General features: G+C 32.9%; 14 protein-coding genes. 11 read left to right on the top strand and 3 right to left on the bottom strand.

Features of this window, described 5'->3' with window-relative positions:
• Positions 1–224: 224 nt before the first annotated feature.
• Positions 225–410, bottom strand: a complete 186-nt coding sequence (locus BOW55_RS04855; protein ID WP_071636586.1) for a DUF5522 domain-containing protein — start codon at positions 408–410, stop codon at positions 225–227.
• A gap of 116 nt (positions 411–526) precedes the next feature.
• On the opposite strand from BOW55_RS04855, the gene BOW55_RS04850 reads away from it, so the two are divergent.
• From BOW55_RS04850 to BOW55_RS04830, 5 genes are all read left to right on the top strand, one after another.
• Positions 527–862 carry a hypothetical protein gene (locus tag BOW55_RS04850; protein WP_129023219.1) on the top strand — a complete coding sequence of 112 codons (336 nt, stop codon included), beginning with the start codon at positions 527–529 and terminating at the stop codon, positions 860–862.
• Positions 859–1,767, top strand: coding sequence for a 1-aminocyclopropane-1-carboxylate deaminase/D-cysteine desulfhydrase (locus tag BOW55_RS04845; protein ID WP_129023218.1), 909 nt, complete (start codon positions 859–861; stop codon positions 1,765–1,767). The genes BOW55_RS04850 and BOW55_RS04845 overlap by 4 nt, the downstream gene beginning before the upstream one ends.
• Positions 1,760–2,662: a glucosaminidase domain-containing protein gene (locus tag BOW55_RS04840; protein ID WP_129023217.1), complete on the top strand. Its 903-nt coding sequence runs from the start codon at positions 1,760–1,762 to the stop codon at positions 2,660–2,662. The genes BOW55_RS04845 and BOW55_RS04840 overlap by 8 nt, the downstream gene beginning before the upstream one ends.
• 74 nt (positions 2,663–2,736) lie before the next feature.
• Positions 2,737–4,023, top strand: a complete 1,287-nt coding sequence (gene hemL, locus BOW55_RS04835; protein ID WP_129023216.1) for a glutamate-1-semialdehyde 2,1-aminomutase — start codon at positions 2,737–2,739, stop codon at positions 4,021–4,023.
• 177 nt (positions 4,024–4,200) lie between these two features.
• A complete protein-coding gene (locus BOW55_RS04830) occupies positions 4,201–6,678 on the top strand; it encodes a zinc-dependent metalloprotease (RefSeq protein WP_129023215.1) in 2,478 nt (825 codons plus the stop codon).
• A 40-nt stretch (positions 6,679–6,718) separates the two neighbouring features.
• On the opposite strand, the gene BOW55_RS04825 is transcribed toward BOW55_RS04830, so the two are convergent.
• Positions 6,719–7,156 carry a hypothetical protein gene (locus BOW55_RS04825; RefSeq protein ID WP_129023214.1) on the bottom strand — a complete coding sequence of 146 codons (438 nt, stop codon included), beginning with the start codon at positions 7,154–7,156 and terminating at the stop codon, positions 6,719–6,721.
• A 191-nt stretch (positions 7,157–7,347) separates the two neighbouring features.
• On the opposite strand from BOW55_RS04825, the gene BOW55_RS04820 reads away from it, so the two are divergent.
• Positions 7,348–8,367: a 2-hydroxyacid dehydrogenase gene (locus BOW55_RS04820; protein WP_129023213.1), complete on the top strand. Its 1,020-nt coding sequence runs from the start codon at positions 7,348–7,350 to the stop codon at positions 8,365–8,367.
• 38 nt (positions 8,368–8,405) lie between these two features.
• Entirely contained in the window at positions 8,406–9,002 is a 597-nt protein-coding gene (locus BOW55_RS04815; RefSeq protein WP_129023212.1) for a hypothetical protein, read from the top strand.
• Positions 9,003–9,096: 94 nt separating this feature from the next.
• On the opposite strand, the gene lysS is transcribed toward BOW55_RS04815, so the two are convergent.
• Positions 9,097–10,797, bottom strand: coding sequence for a lysine--tRNA ligase (lysS, locus tag BOW55_RS04810; RefSeq protein ID WP_129023211.1), 1,701 nt, complete (start codon positions 10,795–10,797; stop codon positions 9,097–9,099).
• 225 nt (positions 10,798–11,022) lie between these two features.
• Here lysS and BOW55_RS04805 point away from each other — a divergent pair, with 225 nt between their 5' ends.
• The 4 genes from BOW55_RS04805 to lipB all read left to right on the top strand — a co-directional run bounded on the left by BOW55_RS04805 (position 11,023) and on the right by lipB (position 14,116).
• Positions 11,023–11,739, top strand: a complete 717-nt coding sequence (locus tag BOW55_RS04805) for a hypothetical protein (RefSeq protein WP_129023210.1) — start codon at positions 11,023–11,025, stop codon at positions 11,737–11,739.
• A gap of 60 nt (positions 11,740–11,799) precedes the next feature.
• Positions 11,800–12,579 carry a hypothetical protein gene (locus BOW55_RS04800; protein ID WP_129023209.1) on the top strand — a complete coding sequence of 260 codons (780 nt, stop codon included), beginning with the start codon at positions 11,800–11,802 and terminating at the stop codon, positions 12,577–12,579.
• 68 nt (positions 12,580–12,647) lie between these two features.
• Positions 12,648–13,397 carry a hypothetical protein gene (locus BOW55_RS04795; protein WP_129023208.1) on the top strand — a complete coding sequence of 250 codons (750 nt, stop codon included), beginning with the start codon at positions 12,648–12,650 and terminating at the stop codon, positions 13,395–13,397.
• Between the two features lie 5 nt (positions 13,398–13,402).
• Positions 13,403–14,116, top strand: coding sequence for a lipoyl(octanoyl) transferase LipB (gene lipB / locus BOW55_RS04790; protein WP_129023207.1), 714 nt, complete (start codon positions 13,403–13,405; stop codon positions 14,114–14,116).
• Positions 14,117–14,136: the final 20 nt, after the last annotated feature.

Raw genomic sequence — 14,136 nt, 5'->3', positions numbered from 1 at the left:
ATAGGAGCGAAATACCTATCAATGTAAATTCAATCTGAAATAATTATCTCATTTTCAAATTGACTCATCGGCACATTAACAGATTTTCTAATTAGAAAAACTAGGGATAACGGATATCCGACCTATGATAAGACTTGTGGATTTTAATCCTAAATTTTCGTGATTGGATATCCATTAATAATTTTAGATTTTTGAATTATCTAATTGACACATTTTCAAATTGGCTAATTAGTTTTCTTTCTTATTTCTCCAGTTCGTTTATCAAAACCGTACGGACAATGGCGGCAGCCGCTTTTGCAGCAATAACCACGTTTTAAATGATGTTTTTCAGTAAAGCATTTATAACCTTCGGGTGTATAGTAAAAATCTTCACCTTCGATTAATTTATTTTCATTACTTTGCTCTTTCATAAATCTGCTTCGCGTTCAATTTTAATAAAGATAAAAATCAAAAATAGGAATATTTGATTATGATTTTAATGAAAATGAACAATTTTATAGCTACAAATTTATAAATTTTATAGCCAATGTTTCTGATTGTTAGCAAATATTTAATTCCAAAAGGATATCGCGGAATGGCTGTATTTCCTTTTGTTTTGATGAAATATGATTTTGATAAAACAAATGGCGTTTTTGTTAATCATGAAAAAATTCATTTAAGGCAGCAGTTAGAACTTTTAATAATTCCGTTTTTTATTTGGTATGTTTTCGAATTTCTATTTCGTTTAATTCAGTATAAAAATAAAGATTTGGCGTATCGAAATATTAGTTTTGAAAGAGAAGCTTACAGTAATGAAACAAACTTAAATTATTTAAAAAACAGATCTTTTTTTCGGTTTTTAAATTATATCAAATTAAAATGAATCCAGTTTTTAATCAGACTATTAATATTAGTTTTCTAGATGGTATTTCTTTGACTATAAAGCGAGAAGATCTAATTCATCCGTTTGTTTCGGGGAATAAATTTCGGAAGTTAAAATACAATCTACTTCAGGCGAAAGCTAAAAATCAAGATACTTTATTGACTTTTGGCGGCGCATTTTCCAATCATATTGCTGCGGTGGCGTATGCAGGAAAAGAGCGGGGTTTTAAAACTATTGGAATTATTCGGGGCGATGAACTTGGAGATAAAATCGAAGAAAATCCAACTTTGAAATTTGCTCAGGAAAACGGAATGCAGTTTGAGTTTGTTTCGCGAGAAGATTATCGACTTAAGAGCGAAAATTCGTTTATTGAGCAATTAAAAAATAAGTTTGGCGATTTTTATTTAGTCCCTGAAGGCGGCACAAATGAACTCGCTGTAAAAGGCTGTGAAGAAATTTTAACACAGGAAGATGTTGCTTTTAATTATGTTTGCTGTGCTGTTGGAACTGGAGGAACTATTTCAGGATTAATAAATAGTTCGGCAAAAAATCAGAAAATTTTGGGCTTTCCATCATTAAAAGGTGACTTTTTACAAGATGAAATTCGTATTTTTGCCAAACAAGATAACTGGAATTTGATTTCTGACTATCATTTTGGAGGTTATGGCAAGATAAATTTAGAATTAATCGAATTTATAAATGCATTTTTTGAAAAAACAAAAGTGCCCTTAGATCCAATTTATACAGGAAAAATGGTTTTTGGCGTTATAGATTTAATAGACAAAAAATATTTTCCTGCACATTCAAAAATTTTACTTATTCACACAGGTGGATTACAGGGAGTTGATGGAATGAATATGAAGTTGAAGCAGAAAAAATTACCAATACTTAAAACGAATGATTAAAAAAATTGTACTGTTATTTACGATATTGGTTTTGGCAAGCTGTTCTTCTAGTAAACCAGCTATTGCCACGACAAAGAAAGCAGCGGCGGTCCAGAAACCGCGAGTAGCGACGACTAGAAAAACTACTCCTGCTAAGCCGATAGGTAAAAATTATCCTTCTACAAATAATACAACTGAGGTTATTCATTCTACTTCAAAAACAGTTGTAACCAATGATTTAATTAATAATTATGTTTTGCAGTATAAAGATATTGCTATAGGAAACATGAAAACATACGGAATTCCGGCTAGTATAATTTTGGCGCAGGGAATTTTAGAATCGGGTGCGGGAAGAGGTGATTTGGCACTTGAGGCTAATAATCATTTCGGAATTAAATGCCATAAAGATTGGCTGGGCGAAAGTGTTCGTCATGATGACGATTCTGCTCAAGAATGTTTTAGAAAATACCCAGAACCTGCAGAATCATATAGAGATCATGCTTTATTTTTGGTTGGAAAAAAGAGATACGAGTCTTTGTTTACTTATGAAAAAGACGATTACAAAGCTTGGGCAAAAGGACTTAGAGCTTGTGGCTACGCAACAGATCCGAAATATCCGGATAAGTTAATTAGTTATATTGAGCGTTATAATCTGCATCAATATGATTGTTTGGTTACAGGAAGAAACTATGTGCCAATAAATACTTCGGCTCCACCAAAAAAATCATCTTATGATGTAGCTTCTGATCCAAAAATCAACATGAGTCAATACGATCCGAATTTGTATGAGGTTCAAAAAGGAGATACACTATATTCAATTTCAAAGAAATTCAATTTATTGGTTGAAGATTTAAAAAGAAAAAATAATCTGACTGATAATGCAATTTCGATTGGGCAGAGGCTTAGGGTTAAGTAATTAAGTGTTCAGTTTTTTAGTGTTCAGCCCGTTTCAAACAATCTAAAATCTAATATCAGAAATCTAATATTATAATGTTATATAAAAGAAGTAGTCAGCTTTTTGCTGAAGCAGAAAAAGTAATTCCCGGAGGAGTAAATTCGCCAGTAAGAGCGTTTAAGGCAGTTGGAGGAACTCCAATTTTTGTAAAAAGCGCCAAAGGTGCTTATTTATATGATGAAGACGGAAACAAATTAATAGATTATATTAACTCTTGGGGACCAATGGTTTTAGGTCATGCGTATCAGCCGGTTGTTGATGCAGTAATCGAAAAAGCAAAACTGGGAACTTCATTTGGAATGCCGACTGAATTGGAAACAGAAATTGCAGCTTTGGCTGTTTCTATGGTTCCAAATATTGACAAAATTAGATTTGTAAATTCAGGGACAGAAGCTTGCATGAGTGCAATTCGTTTGGCTCGCGGATTTACGAAAAGAGATAAAATCATCAAATTTGCTGGTTGTTATCACGGGCACTCTGATTCGTTTTTGATTCAGGCTGGAAGCGGTGCTGTAACTTTTGGTTCGCCAAACAGTCCAGGCGTTACAGAAGGAACTGCAAAAGATACTTTGTTAGCAAAATACAATGATCTAGAGAATGTAAAAACTTTAATCGAAGCTAATAAAGGTGAGATTGCTGCTATTATAATTGAAGCAGTTGCAGGAAATATGGGTTGTATTCCGCCTGCAAAAGGTTTCTTAGAAGGTTTAAGAGAATTGTGTACAGCAAACGGAATTTTACTGATTTTTGATGAAGTTATGACAGGTTTCCGTTTGGCTCGCGGAGGTGTTCAGGAATTGTATAATATCAATGCTGATATCGTAACTTTCGGAAAAGTAATTGGCGGCGGATTACCGGTTGGTGCTTTTGCTGCACGTGAAGAAATAATGAATTATCTAGCACCTCTTGGACCAGTTTATCAAGCGGGAACATTATCTGGAAATCCGTTAGCAATGGCTGCTGGATATGCTATGTTGAAAGCGCTAGATAATGATCGTGAAATTTTTACTCGTTTAGAAGAAAAAACGGCTTATTTAGAAGCTGGAATAGACAGGGTTTTAAAAGCAAATAATGTTGTTTTTACGATCAATAGAGTTGGTTCTATGATTTCTGTTCATTTTGACGCAAATCCTGTTGTGGATTTTCAAACTGCTGCAAAAGGTGATAACGAAACGTTTAAAAAGTTTTTCCACGGTTTATTGCAGGAAGGTGTTTATATTGCGCCGTCAGCTTATGAAACATGGTTTATAACGGATGCTTTGACGTATGAAGATTTAGATTTTACAATTAATGCGATCGATAAAGTTTCGAAAACATTTTAATTTATAGTAACTATTTATTTTAAAAGGTTTGACTTTTACAAAAAGTCAAACCTTTTTTATTGTTGTAAACTGTAGTTTGTATTTAGTTAATAAAAAGTTAATGATAACTAAAATACTTGTATAATTGCATTCAAAAATTATTTTTGTTTAACAAATAACCATTAAAACCTATAATAAATGAAGAAAATTTTCATTTTTACTGCAATGGCAGTTTTTATGTTATTTCCTGAAAGTCAGTTTGCCCAATCGACAAAAAAGAAATCTAAAAAAGAAGAGAGCGCTGGAGCCCCAGTAGAAAAAAAATCTGAATCTTCTATCAAAGAGTACAGTAAAGTAATTACTAAAGATGCCGTTTCTGACGAAGGTCTTTTTACGGTTCATAAAGTAGATAAAAAGTTTTACTTCGAAATCCCAAATAAATATCTAAACAAAGATATGCTTCTGGTAAGCAGGTTGTCTAAACTGCCTTCTAATCTTGGAGGAGGATATGTAAATGCAGGTTCTGAAACAAATGAACAATTGATTGTTTGGCAGCGTTTTCAAGATAAAATTCTAATTAAATCAAAATCATATAATGCGGTTGCAAATGATACTTTGCCAATAAGTATTTCGGTTAAATCAAATAATTATGATCCTACATTGTTTGCTTTTGATATTGTTGCTTTTAGTAAAGATTCTGCAAACACCGTTATCGATGTTACTAAATTTTACAGTACAGATGTAAAAGCAATCAGCGGGATTTCTGGTCAAATGAGAGAAACGTATAAAGTAAAAGGACTTGATGATTCAAGAAGTTTTATCAATACGATTAAAAGTTTTCCTATGAATATTGAAGTTATTCAGGATATGACTTATAATGCTTCAAAACCTTCAATGCTGGAAGAAACAGAGTCAATTAGTATTCAGATGAATCAGTCGATGGTTTTATTGCCAGAAGTACCAATGAAACCTAGATTAGCAGATCCGCGTGTAGGGTGGTTTACCATAAGCCAATACGATTATGGAAGCAATGAATTGAAATCTGATCTTAAAACTTATATCAGACGTTGGAGATTGGAGCCAAAAGATCCTGAAGCTTATGCAAGAGGAGAATTGGTTGAGCCAATAAAACCAATTGTGTATTATTTAGATCCAGCTACGCCGGAAAAACTTAGAAAATATATTAAACAAGGAATTGAAGAATGGCAAAAACCTTTTGAAACTGCTGGTTTTAAAAATGCTATTATTGCCAAAGATGCTCCAACAAAAGAAGAAGATCCTGATTTTAGCCCAGAAGATGTTCGTTATTCGGTAATACGCTATGTTGCCAGTACAACAAGAAATGCTGTTGGACCAAGTGTTTCTGATCCTAGAACGGGAGAAATTATAGAAAGTGATGTTATCTGGTATCACAATCATTTGCGTTCATACAGGAATCGTTATTTGTTAGAAACTGGAGCGGCAAACCCATCAGCTAGAACATTGCAGACTAGTGATGAAGAAATGGGCGAAATGATGCGAATGGTAATTGCTCACGAGGTTGGTCACGCATTAGGTTTTCCTCATAATATGGGAGCAAGCTGTGCTTTTGATACAGAAAGTTACAGAAACGGTGATTTTACACAGCAAAACGGTATTGCAGCAAGTATCATGGATTATGCGAGATACAATTATATTGCGCAGCCGGGAGATAAAAATGTTCGTTTTATTCGTAAAATGGGAGCCTATGATCATTATGCTTTAAACTGGGGTTATAGAGTAATTCCAAATTCGAAAACTCCTCAAGACGAAACTCCGACTTTAGACAAATGGATTTTGGATAAAGCAGGAAATCCAATTTATAAATATGGTAAACAAAGCAGTACTTTCGATCCTTCTTCGCAAACAGAAGATATTGGAAATAACTCAATGAAAGCGAGTTCTTACGGACTTAAAAATCTTGAATTTGTTGCGAATCATTTAAATGAATGGACGAGCAATGTTACCAACAACTATGAAGATTTAGATGAATTGTATAAGGAATTATTGGATGTTTGGAGCCGTTATGTAGGTCACGTTGTAACAAATGTTGGCGGAGTTTATGAAAACCTTAAAAATCCAAATCAGGCAGGAAATGTATACGAAGTTGTTCCAAAGGCAAAGCAAATCGAAGCAATGAATTGGTTACAGATAAATGCTTTTGCATCTCCAACTTGGATTGTAAATTTAAATACTTTAAAGAATACAGATTATGCTGGTTATACTGAAAGGTTTAGAAGTTTACAAGTTAGACATCTAAATAACTTATTAAGTTTAGGACGTATTGGAAGATTAATGGATAATGAAATTTTGGGTGCTGATACTTATAAAGCTTTGGATTTCTTTAAAGATATGAGAAAAGGAATTTGGAAAGAAACAAGCAGTGCTGCTAGTGTTACCATTTACCGTCGAAACCTTCAACGTGCTTATATCGACAGAATGGGAATTTTGATGACAGAAGAGATGAAGCCATCAGACAGAGCAAGTGGATATTACAACGTTTCTCAGTCTGATCTTAGAGCTTTGGTACGCGGTGAGTTAAATACATTAAAAAAATCACTTACGGCTGCAAAAGCATTAGGAACAAATGCAGAAACAAAGTATCACTATGAGGATTGTATTAAACGAATTGATTTAATTTTAAATCCTAAGGTGTAGATTTATAGACAATAAAAAAGAGGCTTTCGAGCCTCTTTTTTTATTCTTGATCTTTTCGTTCTTTCATTTTATTTTTCATCTTATCTTGATTTTCTTTTTGAATGTTTTTCCATTTACTGTATTGATCAGCGTTCAAAATTGCTTTCATTTTAGCATCATTAGCCTCTTTTTCATCCATCATTTGTTTTTTGAAAGCTTCTTTTTCAGCAGCTGTTGGTTTTACATTGCTGTCTTTTTTGTCTTTTCTGGCTTCTTTAAATTTTTCAGCTTTTGCGTTGCGATCTGCTAAAAGTTGTTTTACTTGTGTTTGTTGGTTCGCATCTAAATTTAATTCAGAAGTTAGTTTTTTTAGCTGTTTTTCACTGCGTTGCTCTGGAGTTAGTTTTTCTTTGTGCTCGCGCATAGGTTTTTGGTCAGCTTCTTGTGCAAAACTTGCTATTCCAACAAATAGCAAAGCAGCGATAAATAATTTTTTCATGATGTAAGTTTTTTAATTGTTTATATCGGTTAGACAGTGTTAAAATCAATAGGTTTAATTGGGTAATTAGAATTGTGCTTTATTTAACAAATTGAAACGTAAAACATTAAAGCTTTATTTTAAAAGAGGCATCTAGAATTATTTTTGTATTTTTAAGCTATAAACAAATTAAAATCCAAGAACAATTTATTATGAGTTTAGTTACTACAATCAGCGGAAATAAAATCGCCTTTTTTTCAACACAGCCTTACGATAAAGCTTTTTTTAATCAGTATAATGATGGTTTTGAATTGGATTTTTTCGAAACCCAGCTTAATCCCCAGACTGTTATTTTAATTGAAAATACAGCTGTTGTTTGTGTTTTTGTAAACGACATAGTAAACGAAGCCGTAATTAAGCAGCTGGCAGAAAAAGGAGTAAAAATTATTGCATTACGATGTGCCGGTTTTAATAATGTTGATTTAGAAGCTGCAAAGAAATACAACTTAAAAGTTTGCCGTGTTCCTGCTTATTCTCCGCAAGCTGTTGCTGAACATGCAATGGCAATGATTTTGACATTAAATAGAAAAACGCATAAAGCGTACAATCGTGTTCGCGAACAAAATTTCTCTCTAAACGGATTGTTAGGTTTTGATTTATTTGGAAAAACGGTTGGGATTATTGGAACTGGAAATATAGGAAAGGCTTTTGCGAAAATTGCTTTAGGTTTTGGCTGTAAAGTATTAGCGTATGATATTGTTACTAATGATGAAATGATAAAGGACGGTGTAGAGTTTGTATCGCTGGAAACGATTTTTAAATCAAGTAATATTATCTCGCTCCATTGTCCGTTAAATGCTCAAACAAAGCACGTTGTCAATAAAGATTCAATTGCTTCTATGCAAGATAATGTGATGATTATTAATACAAGCCGAGGCGGATTGATTGAAACGGCTTCGGTTATTGAAGGCTTGAAAGAAGGTAAAATAGGTTATCTAGGAATTGATGTTTACGAACAGGAAGAAAAATTATTCTTTAGAGATTTATCTGCAGATATTATTCAGGATGATGCTATTCAAAGGTTAATGAGTTTTCCTAATGTTTTAGTAACAGCACATCAGGCATTTTTTACCAATGAAGCTTTAACTCAGATTGCTTTGGTAACATTTAATAATATTAAATCATTATTGACTGAGAATAATATTGAAAATAAAGCAGCTTTGCTTGTTTAGAATTGATTATAGAGATATAAAATTAAAAAGAACAAACTATGAAAAGTAAAATCGTAATTGCAATTGCAATTTTGGCATTGTATTCATGTCAAAATAAAACAGAATCGAAAAATATAGTAAAAACTATTGTGCAGGACACTTTGTCTAAAACATTGGGAGGAACAGCAAATCTCAACGAAGCGCCTCCGAGAGATGATAAAGCAGTCGAATTGATTAGGAAACAATTAAGTGTTTTGTTGAAGAAAGATATTCCAGCTATGACAAAAGACGATCGTTATTTTTATTATCAAGAATTTGATTTGAATAATGATAAGAAAAACGAATACTTCGTAGGTTTTTCAAACTCTTATTTCTGCGGAAGCGGAGGCTGTTCAGGATACATTTTAAACAATGACGGAAGCGTAATCAATCGTTTTACAGTAACTGATTATCCAATTTACGTTACAACTTCATCAACCGAAAAATTTTATGATTTAATATTTGAAAGCGGAGGGAAATTTCATCTTTTAAAAATGAAAGGCGGCAAATATCCTTCGAATCCATCTGTTCAGGAAGTTATAAAAGGCGATGTTCCTAAAGAAAGTACAAAGGTTTTGGATGTTAATTCTAAAAAAATAGAGAAGTATTCTTTTTAAAAATAAAAAACCCGACAGATTATCTGTCGGGTTTGTATTTTATAAAAATCAATTTTTGGAATTTGGAATTTCCAAAAATTGGGATTTTAATAATTTATCCTACCAATTCCACGAATTTAAATTCACCTTCAACGGCAACTTTAGTCAAACCATGTTTTGATAAATTTTTCATAGCTGCATCCCATTTTTTACCGCTTAAATTAGCTGTAACTTTTAGCTGCGCAAGATCCATTTTGTTTTCGTTCTCTTTAAGGAAGTGAATAATTGCTTTCTCTTCATCAGATAATTCAATTAATTGTTTTTTCTCCGGACGCATTTGCGGGAATAATAAAACTTCTTGAATAGAAGCATTGTTTGTTAAATACATAATCAAACGATCCATTCCAATTCCCATTCCAGAAGTTGGAGGCATACCGTATTCAAGTGCTCTTAAGAAATCTTCATCGATAATTCCGTTAGCCTCATCATCACCTTTTGCAGCCAAACGCATTTGATCTTCAAAACGCTCACGTTGATCAATAGGATCATTTAATTCAGAATATGCATTTGCAATTTCTTTTCCACAAACCATTAATTCAAAGCGCTCAGTCAAGTCTGGATTATCACGGTGTTCTTTACAAAGCGGAGACATTTCTTTTGGATAATCAGTAATAAAAGTTGGCTGAATATAGTTTCCTTCGCATTTCGCTCCAAAAATCTCATCAATCAATTTTCCTTTACCCATTGTTTTGTCCACTTCAATTCCCATTCCTCTTGCTGCTTCAAACAATTCTTCTTCTGATTTACCAGAAATATCAAAACCAGTAAAATGTTTGATAGAATCCGTCATCGTAACACGAGCGTAAGGCGCTTTAAAGTTAATTTGGTGTTCGCCAAAAGTAACTTCGCTAGTTCCGTTTACAGCAATTGCACAATGCTCTAATAAACCTTCAGCAAATTCCATCATCCAGTTGTAGTCTTTGTAAGCTACATATATTTCCATTGCAGTAAATTCAGGATTATGCGTTCTGTCCATACCTTCGTTACGGAAGTTTCTAGAAAACTCATAAACACCTTCGAATCCACCAACAATTAATCTTTTTAAGTATAATTCATTCGCAATACGCATATAAAGCGGAATGTCAAGCGAATTATGGTGCGTGATAAAAGGTCTTGCCGAAGCACCACCAGGGATTGACTGTAAAACAGGGGTATCAACTTCAAGATATCCTGCATCGTTAAAATAACCACGCATTGCTGTAAACAACTTTGTACGTTTGATGAAAGTTTCTTTAACCTGCGGATTTACAGTTAAATCTACATAACGCATTCTGTAACGTAACTCAGCATCATTAAACGCGTCGTGAACGTTTCCTTCTTCGTCAACTTTTGGTAACGGAAGCGGACGTAATGTTTTGCTTAAGAACGTAAAACCGCTTACACGAATACATTTTGCACCAACTTGTGTAGTAAACAATTCACCTTCGATACCAATAAAGTCACCTAAATCAGTTAATTTTTTAAACACTTGGTTGTATAAAGTTTTATCGTCGCCTTCGCACAAAACATCGCGATTCACGTACAATTGGATACGTCCTTCGCTATCTTGCAATTCAGCAAAACAAGCTTTACCTTGATCACGAACACTCATCAAACGACCCGCAACGATAACCTTCTTACCTTCTTCAAACGACTCCTTTATTTGCTTCGAAGTATGATTTACAGGAAAAAGATTAGCTGGATAAGGATTGATTCCTAAGCTGCGTAAGTTTTGAAGTTTTTCTCTTCTGATGATTTCTTGTTCTGATAATGCCATTTTTGTGCTTTTTTTAAGAGTGCAAAGATAAAGAAAAGAATGTAGATTTTAGAATGCGTGTTTTAGAATTTTTGCAACAGCAATTTATTGTATTTCAATCGCCTTTTGCCCCGTATAGACTGGCGTGGGGACTATGTGCTGTTTTAAAATAAAATAGTTTTGTAAGAAATTGAATCAGAATCTAGTTATCTTAGCGACTTATAAAAACTCAGAATATCCTAAAAAATGAAATTTATATCAGCCTTTTTATTGTTAATTCTGCTTACAAGCTGCACTATAACCGAAACAATAATAATAAACCCAGACGGAACTGGAAATATTGAAGTTTACAGTCTTAGAGATGAAAATAGTGTTATGCAGTTAGGGAAAAATAGTCCTTCTTCGGAGAAATTTATTGATACCATATTTGTTTTTCAAGATTACATTACTAAATATCAAGAAACTTTTGTGCGATTTAGTAAATCAGATCAAGCATTATTTCAGGAACATTCTAATGTGAAAATGCATGTAAAAATGGATCCAATTCAGATGGAGAATTTTAATATTGTTTCATGTGATTTTAAAAAGATAGAAGAAGTTCCTAATGTTTATGAAAGCCTTCGTTTAGCAAGTTGTTTAAAAGAAAATTATACAATAGTTAAGCCATTTTATAAAATAAAATACAGTTTTGATGGTGTTACATTTAGAAGAAATTTGATAATTACGGACCAAGAAAAATTTGATGAAAGAATGAAAGAAGTGCAGGATAAGAAAAAAATGTTTTCCAATTTTAAATTGAAACAATCTTATGTTTTGAACTACTATTTTCCAAGAAAGATAAAATCGGTTTCAAACGAAAAAGCAGTTATAAGTGCCGATAGGAAATCATTAAGTTTAGAATTTCAGCTTTCTGATTGCGTACAGAATCCTGATGAGACAAATTTGGAAGTGATTTTAGAATAAAACTTAAATTATTATCAAAAGAAGGTATCTTCGCAGCTTACTAACCAAAAATTTAAAATCATGAAAAAAGGACTGTTTTATATCCTTGCAGTATTATGTATGTCAAGTTGCACTATTAAAGAAAAAGTGGTTATAAATGAGGATGGCTCAGGGTCTTTTTCGTATGGATTTGACATGGCGGGAATGTATAAAATGGGAATGAAAAGTTCAGATTCTTTAAAGGATAAAAAGGTTATTGATACTACGTTTAATTTTAAAGAATTATTTGATAAAGCAAAAGATAGTATAGCAAAACTGCCGGCAGCAGAGAAAGAAATGCTTAAGGTTCTGGAGAATTTTAAAATTAGTTTAAAGGTGAACGAAGAGCAAAAGCAAATGGAGTATAATATGATATTTGATTTTCCTGATTTAAACAGTATTCAAAAAATGGCATCTCCAACTCAGGCGATGGAAAAATTAGCTCTTTCTGATAAAAAGCGACTTGGAGCTTTAAGTGCAGCACCAAAATCTGAGGATAATAACTCTACTTCGTTCCTTTATGATGGAAAGAGTTTTACAAAAGTGATTTCGAGTACTGAGGATAATAAAAAAGCAGTTTCGAAGCCTAAAAAGAAAAAGGGAAAAGAGGAAGATGATCCTTTTTCTAAGAAAATGGAGGATATGATGAAGGAATGCAAATATTCTATGGAATACCATTTTCCTAAAAAGATAAAAACGGTTTCTTTAAAAAATGCTGTGATTGCTGCTGATAGAAAGAGTTTTATTTATGATGTTCCTTTAGAGAATATACAGGACAACAGCAATATGAATATTGGATTTAAGGTAATATTTGAGGATTAATCAGCGAGTTTACAAAGTAATATTCTTTTGAATAGAGTTCGTATATTTGATAAAAAAATTACACAACGATGAAATTATTAAAATTATTAAGTTTTTCTTTTTTATTAGCCTTTTTAACAAGTTGTACTTTTACGGAAAGTATTTACATTAATGATAACGGAACTGGAAAATTTTCTGTAGATATGGATGGTTCTGCTTTGATGGAAATGGCAGGCGACCAAATTGGAAGTCAAATGGGAGCTGATGCCAAAAAAGATATTGATTCTAGTTTTACTTTCAAGCAATTGTTTGAAGAGAAAAAAGATAGTATTGCAAAGTTGTCTCCAGAGGTTCAAAAAGAACTGAAGAAACTGGAAAGTTTTGCTGTTCATACTAAAATGAGTAGTGAGAAAAAGCAGTTTTTGATGACTTTATCGACTGATTTTAAAAATGTAAATGAATTGCAGGATATTTTGCAAACTGCCAATGTGCTTCAAAAACTTGAAGGAGGAGCAGGAGCAAGTCCGTTAGGGAATGGTATTGGGAACAATAATAGTGTATTGACTTATACATATGATGCTAAAAAGTTTACTAGAAAGGCTATAATAGATCCTAAAAAAGTTGCCGAAATGGTTAAAGATTCTGCGGGAATGTCAAAAATGATGTTTGCATCTTCAACTTACGTTGTGAGTTATCATTTCCCGAAAAAAATCAAAAAAGTATCAAATCCGAATGCGTTATTCAGTGACGATCGAAAATCAATTACAATTCAATACCCTTTTACGGATTATATGGAGAATCCTGACAAACTCAACTTTGAAGTAGAGTTTGAAAAATAAATAAAATGAATAAAAAAATTCAACTTCAAGATCTAGGAAACAGAGATTATAAATCGACGTGGGAATATCAAGAAGAGCTTTTTAAAGCTATAGTTGATTTAAAAATCAAAAATAGAAGGGAAGAACTCGATTTGCCAACTCCCAATTATTTATTGTTTGTTGAGCATCCGCATGTTTATACTTTAGGTAAAAGTGGTGACTTAGAGAACTTGTTATTAAACGAAAAACAGCTTGAAGCCAAAGGAGCAACTTTTTACAAAATTAACCGCGGAGGAGATATTACTTATCACGGCCCGGGGCAAGTTGTAGGGTATCCAATTCTAGATTTAGAAAACTTCTTTACAGATATTCATAAATATTTACGTTTCTTAGAAGAAGCAATTATTCTGACTTTAGCAGAATACGGATTAGAGTCGGGCAGGAGTGAAGGTGAAACCGGAGTTTGGCTTGGTGTGGGAACACCATTTGCGCGTAAAATATGTGCAATGGGCGTTCGTGCTTCGCGTTGGGTTACCATGCACGGATTTGCATTAAATGTAAATGTAGATTTAGGATATTTTGATAATATAATTCCATGCGGTATTCGTGGTAAAGGCGTTACTTCTTTAAATGTTGAACTTGGTGTTGAACGTGTTGATGAGGAAGAAGTGAAGTCTAAAATCAATAAACATTTAGCTCATTTATTTGAAGCTGAATTTATTACAGAAAAATCGAACTAAAACTAGTTTTAGTTTTTGAA

It is taken from the genome of Flavobacterium sp. YO12, assembly GCF_004119495.1.
Classification (GTDB): domain Bacteria; phylum Bacteroidota; class Bacteroidia; order Flavobacteriales; family Flavobacteriaceae; genus Flavobacterium.
Note: the sequence above shows the minus strand (reverse complement) of the source record. Positions and strands in the feature narration are given on the sequence as shown.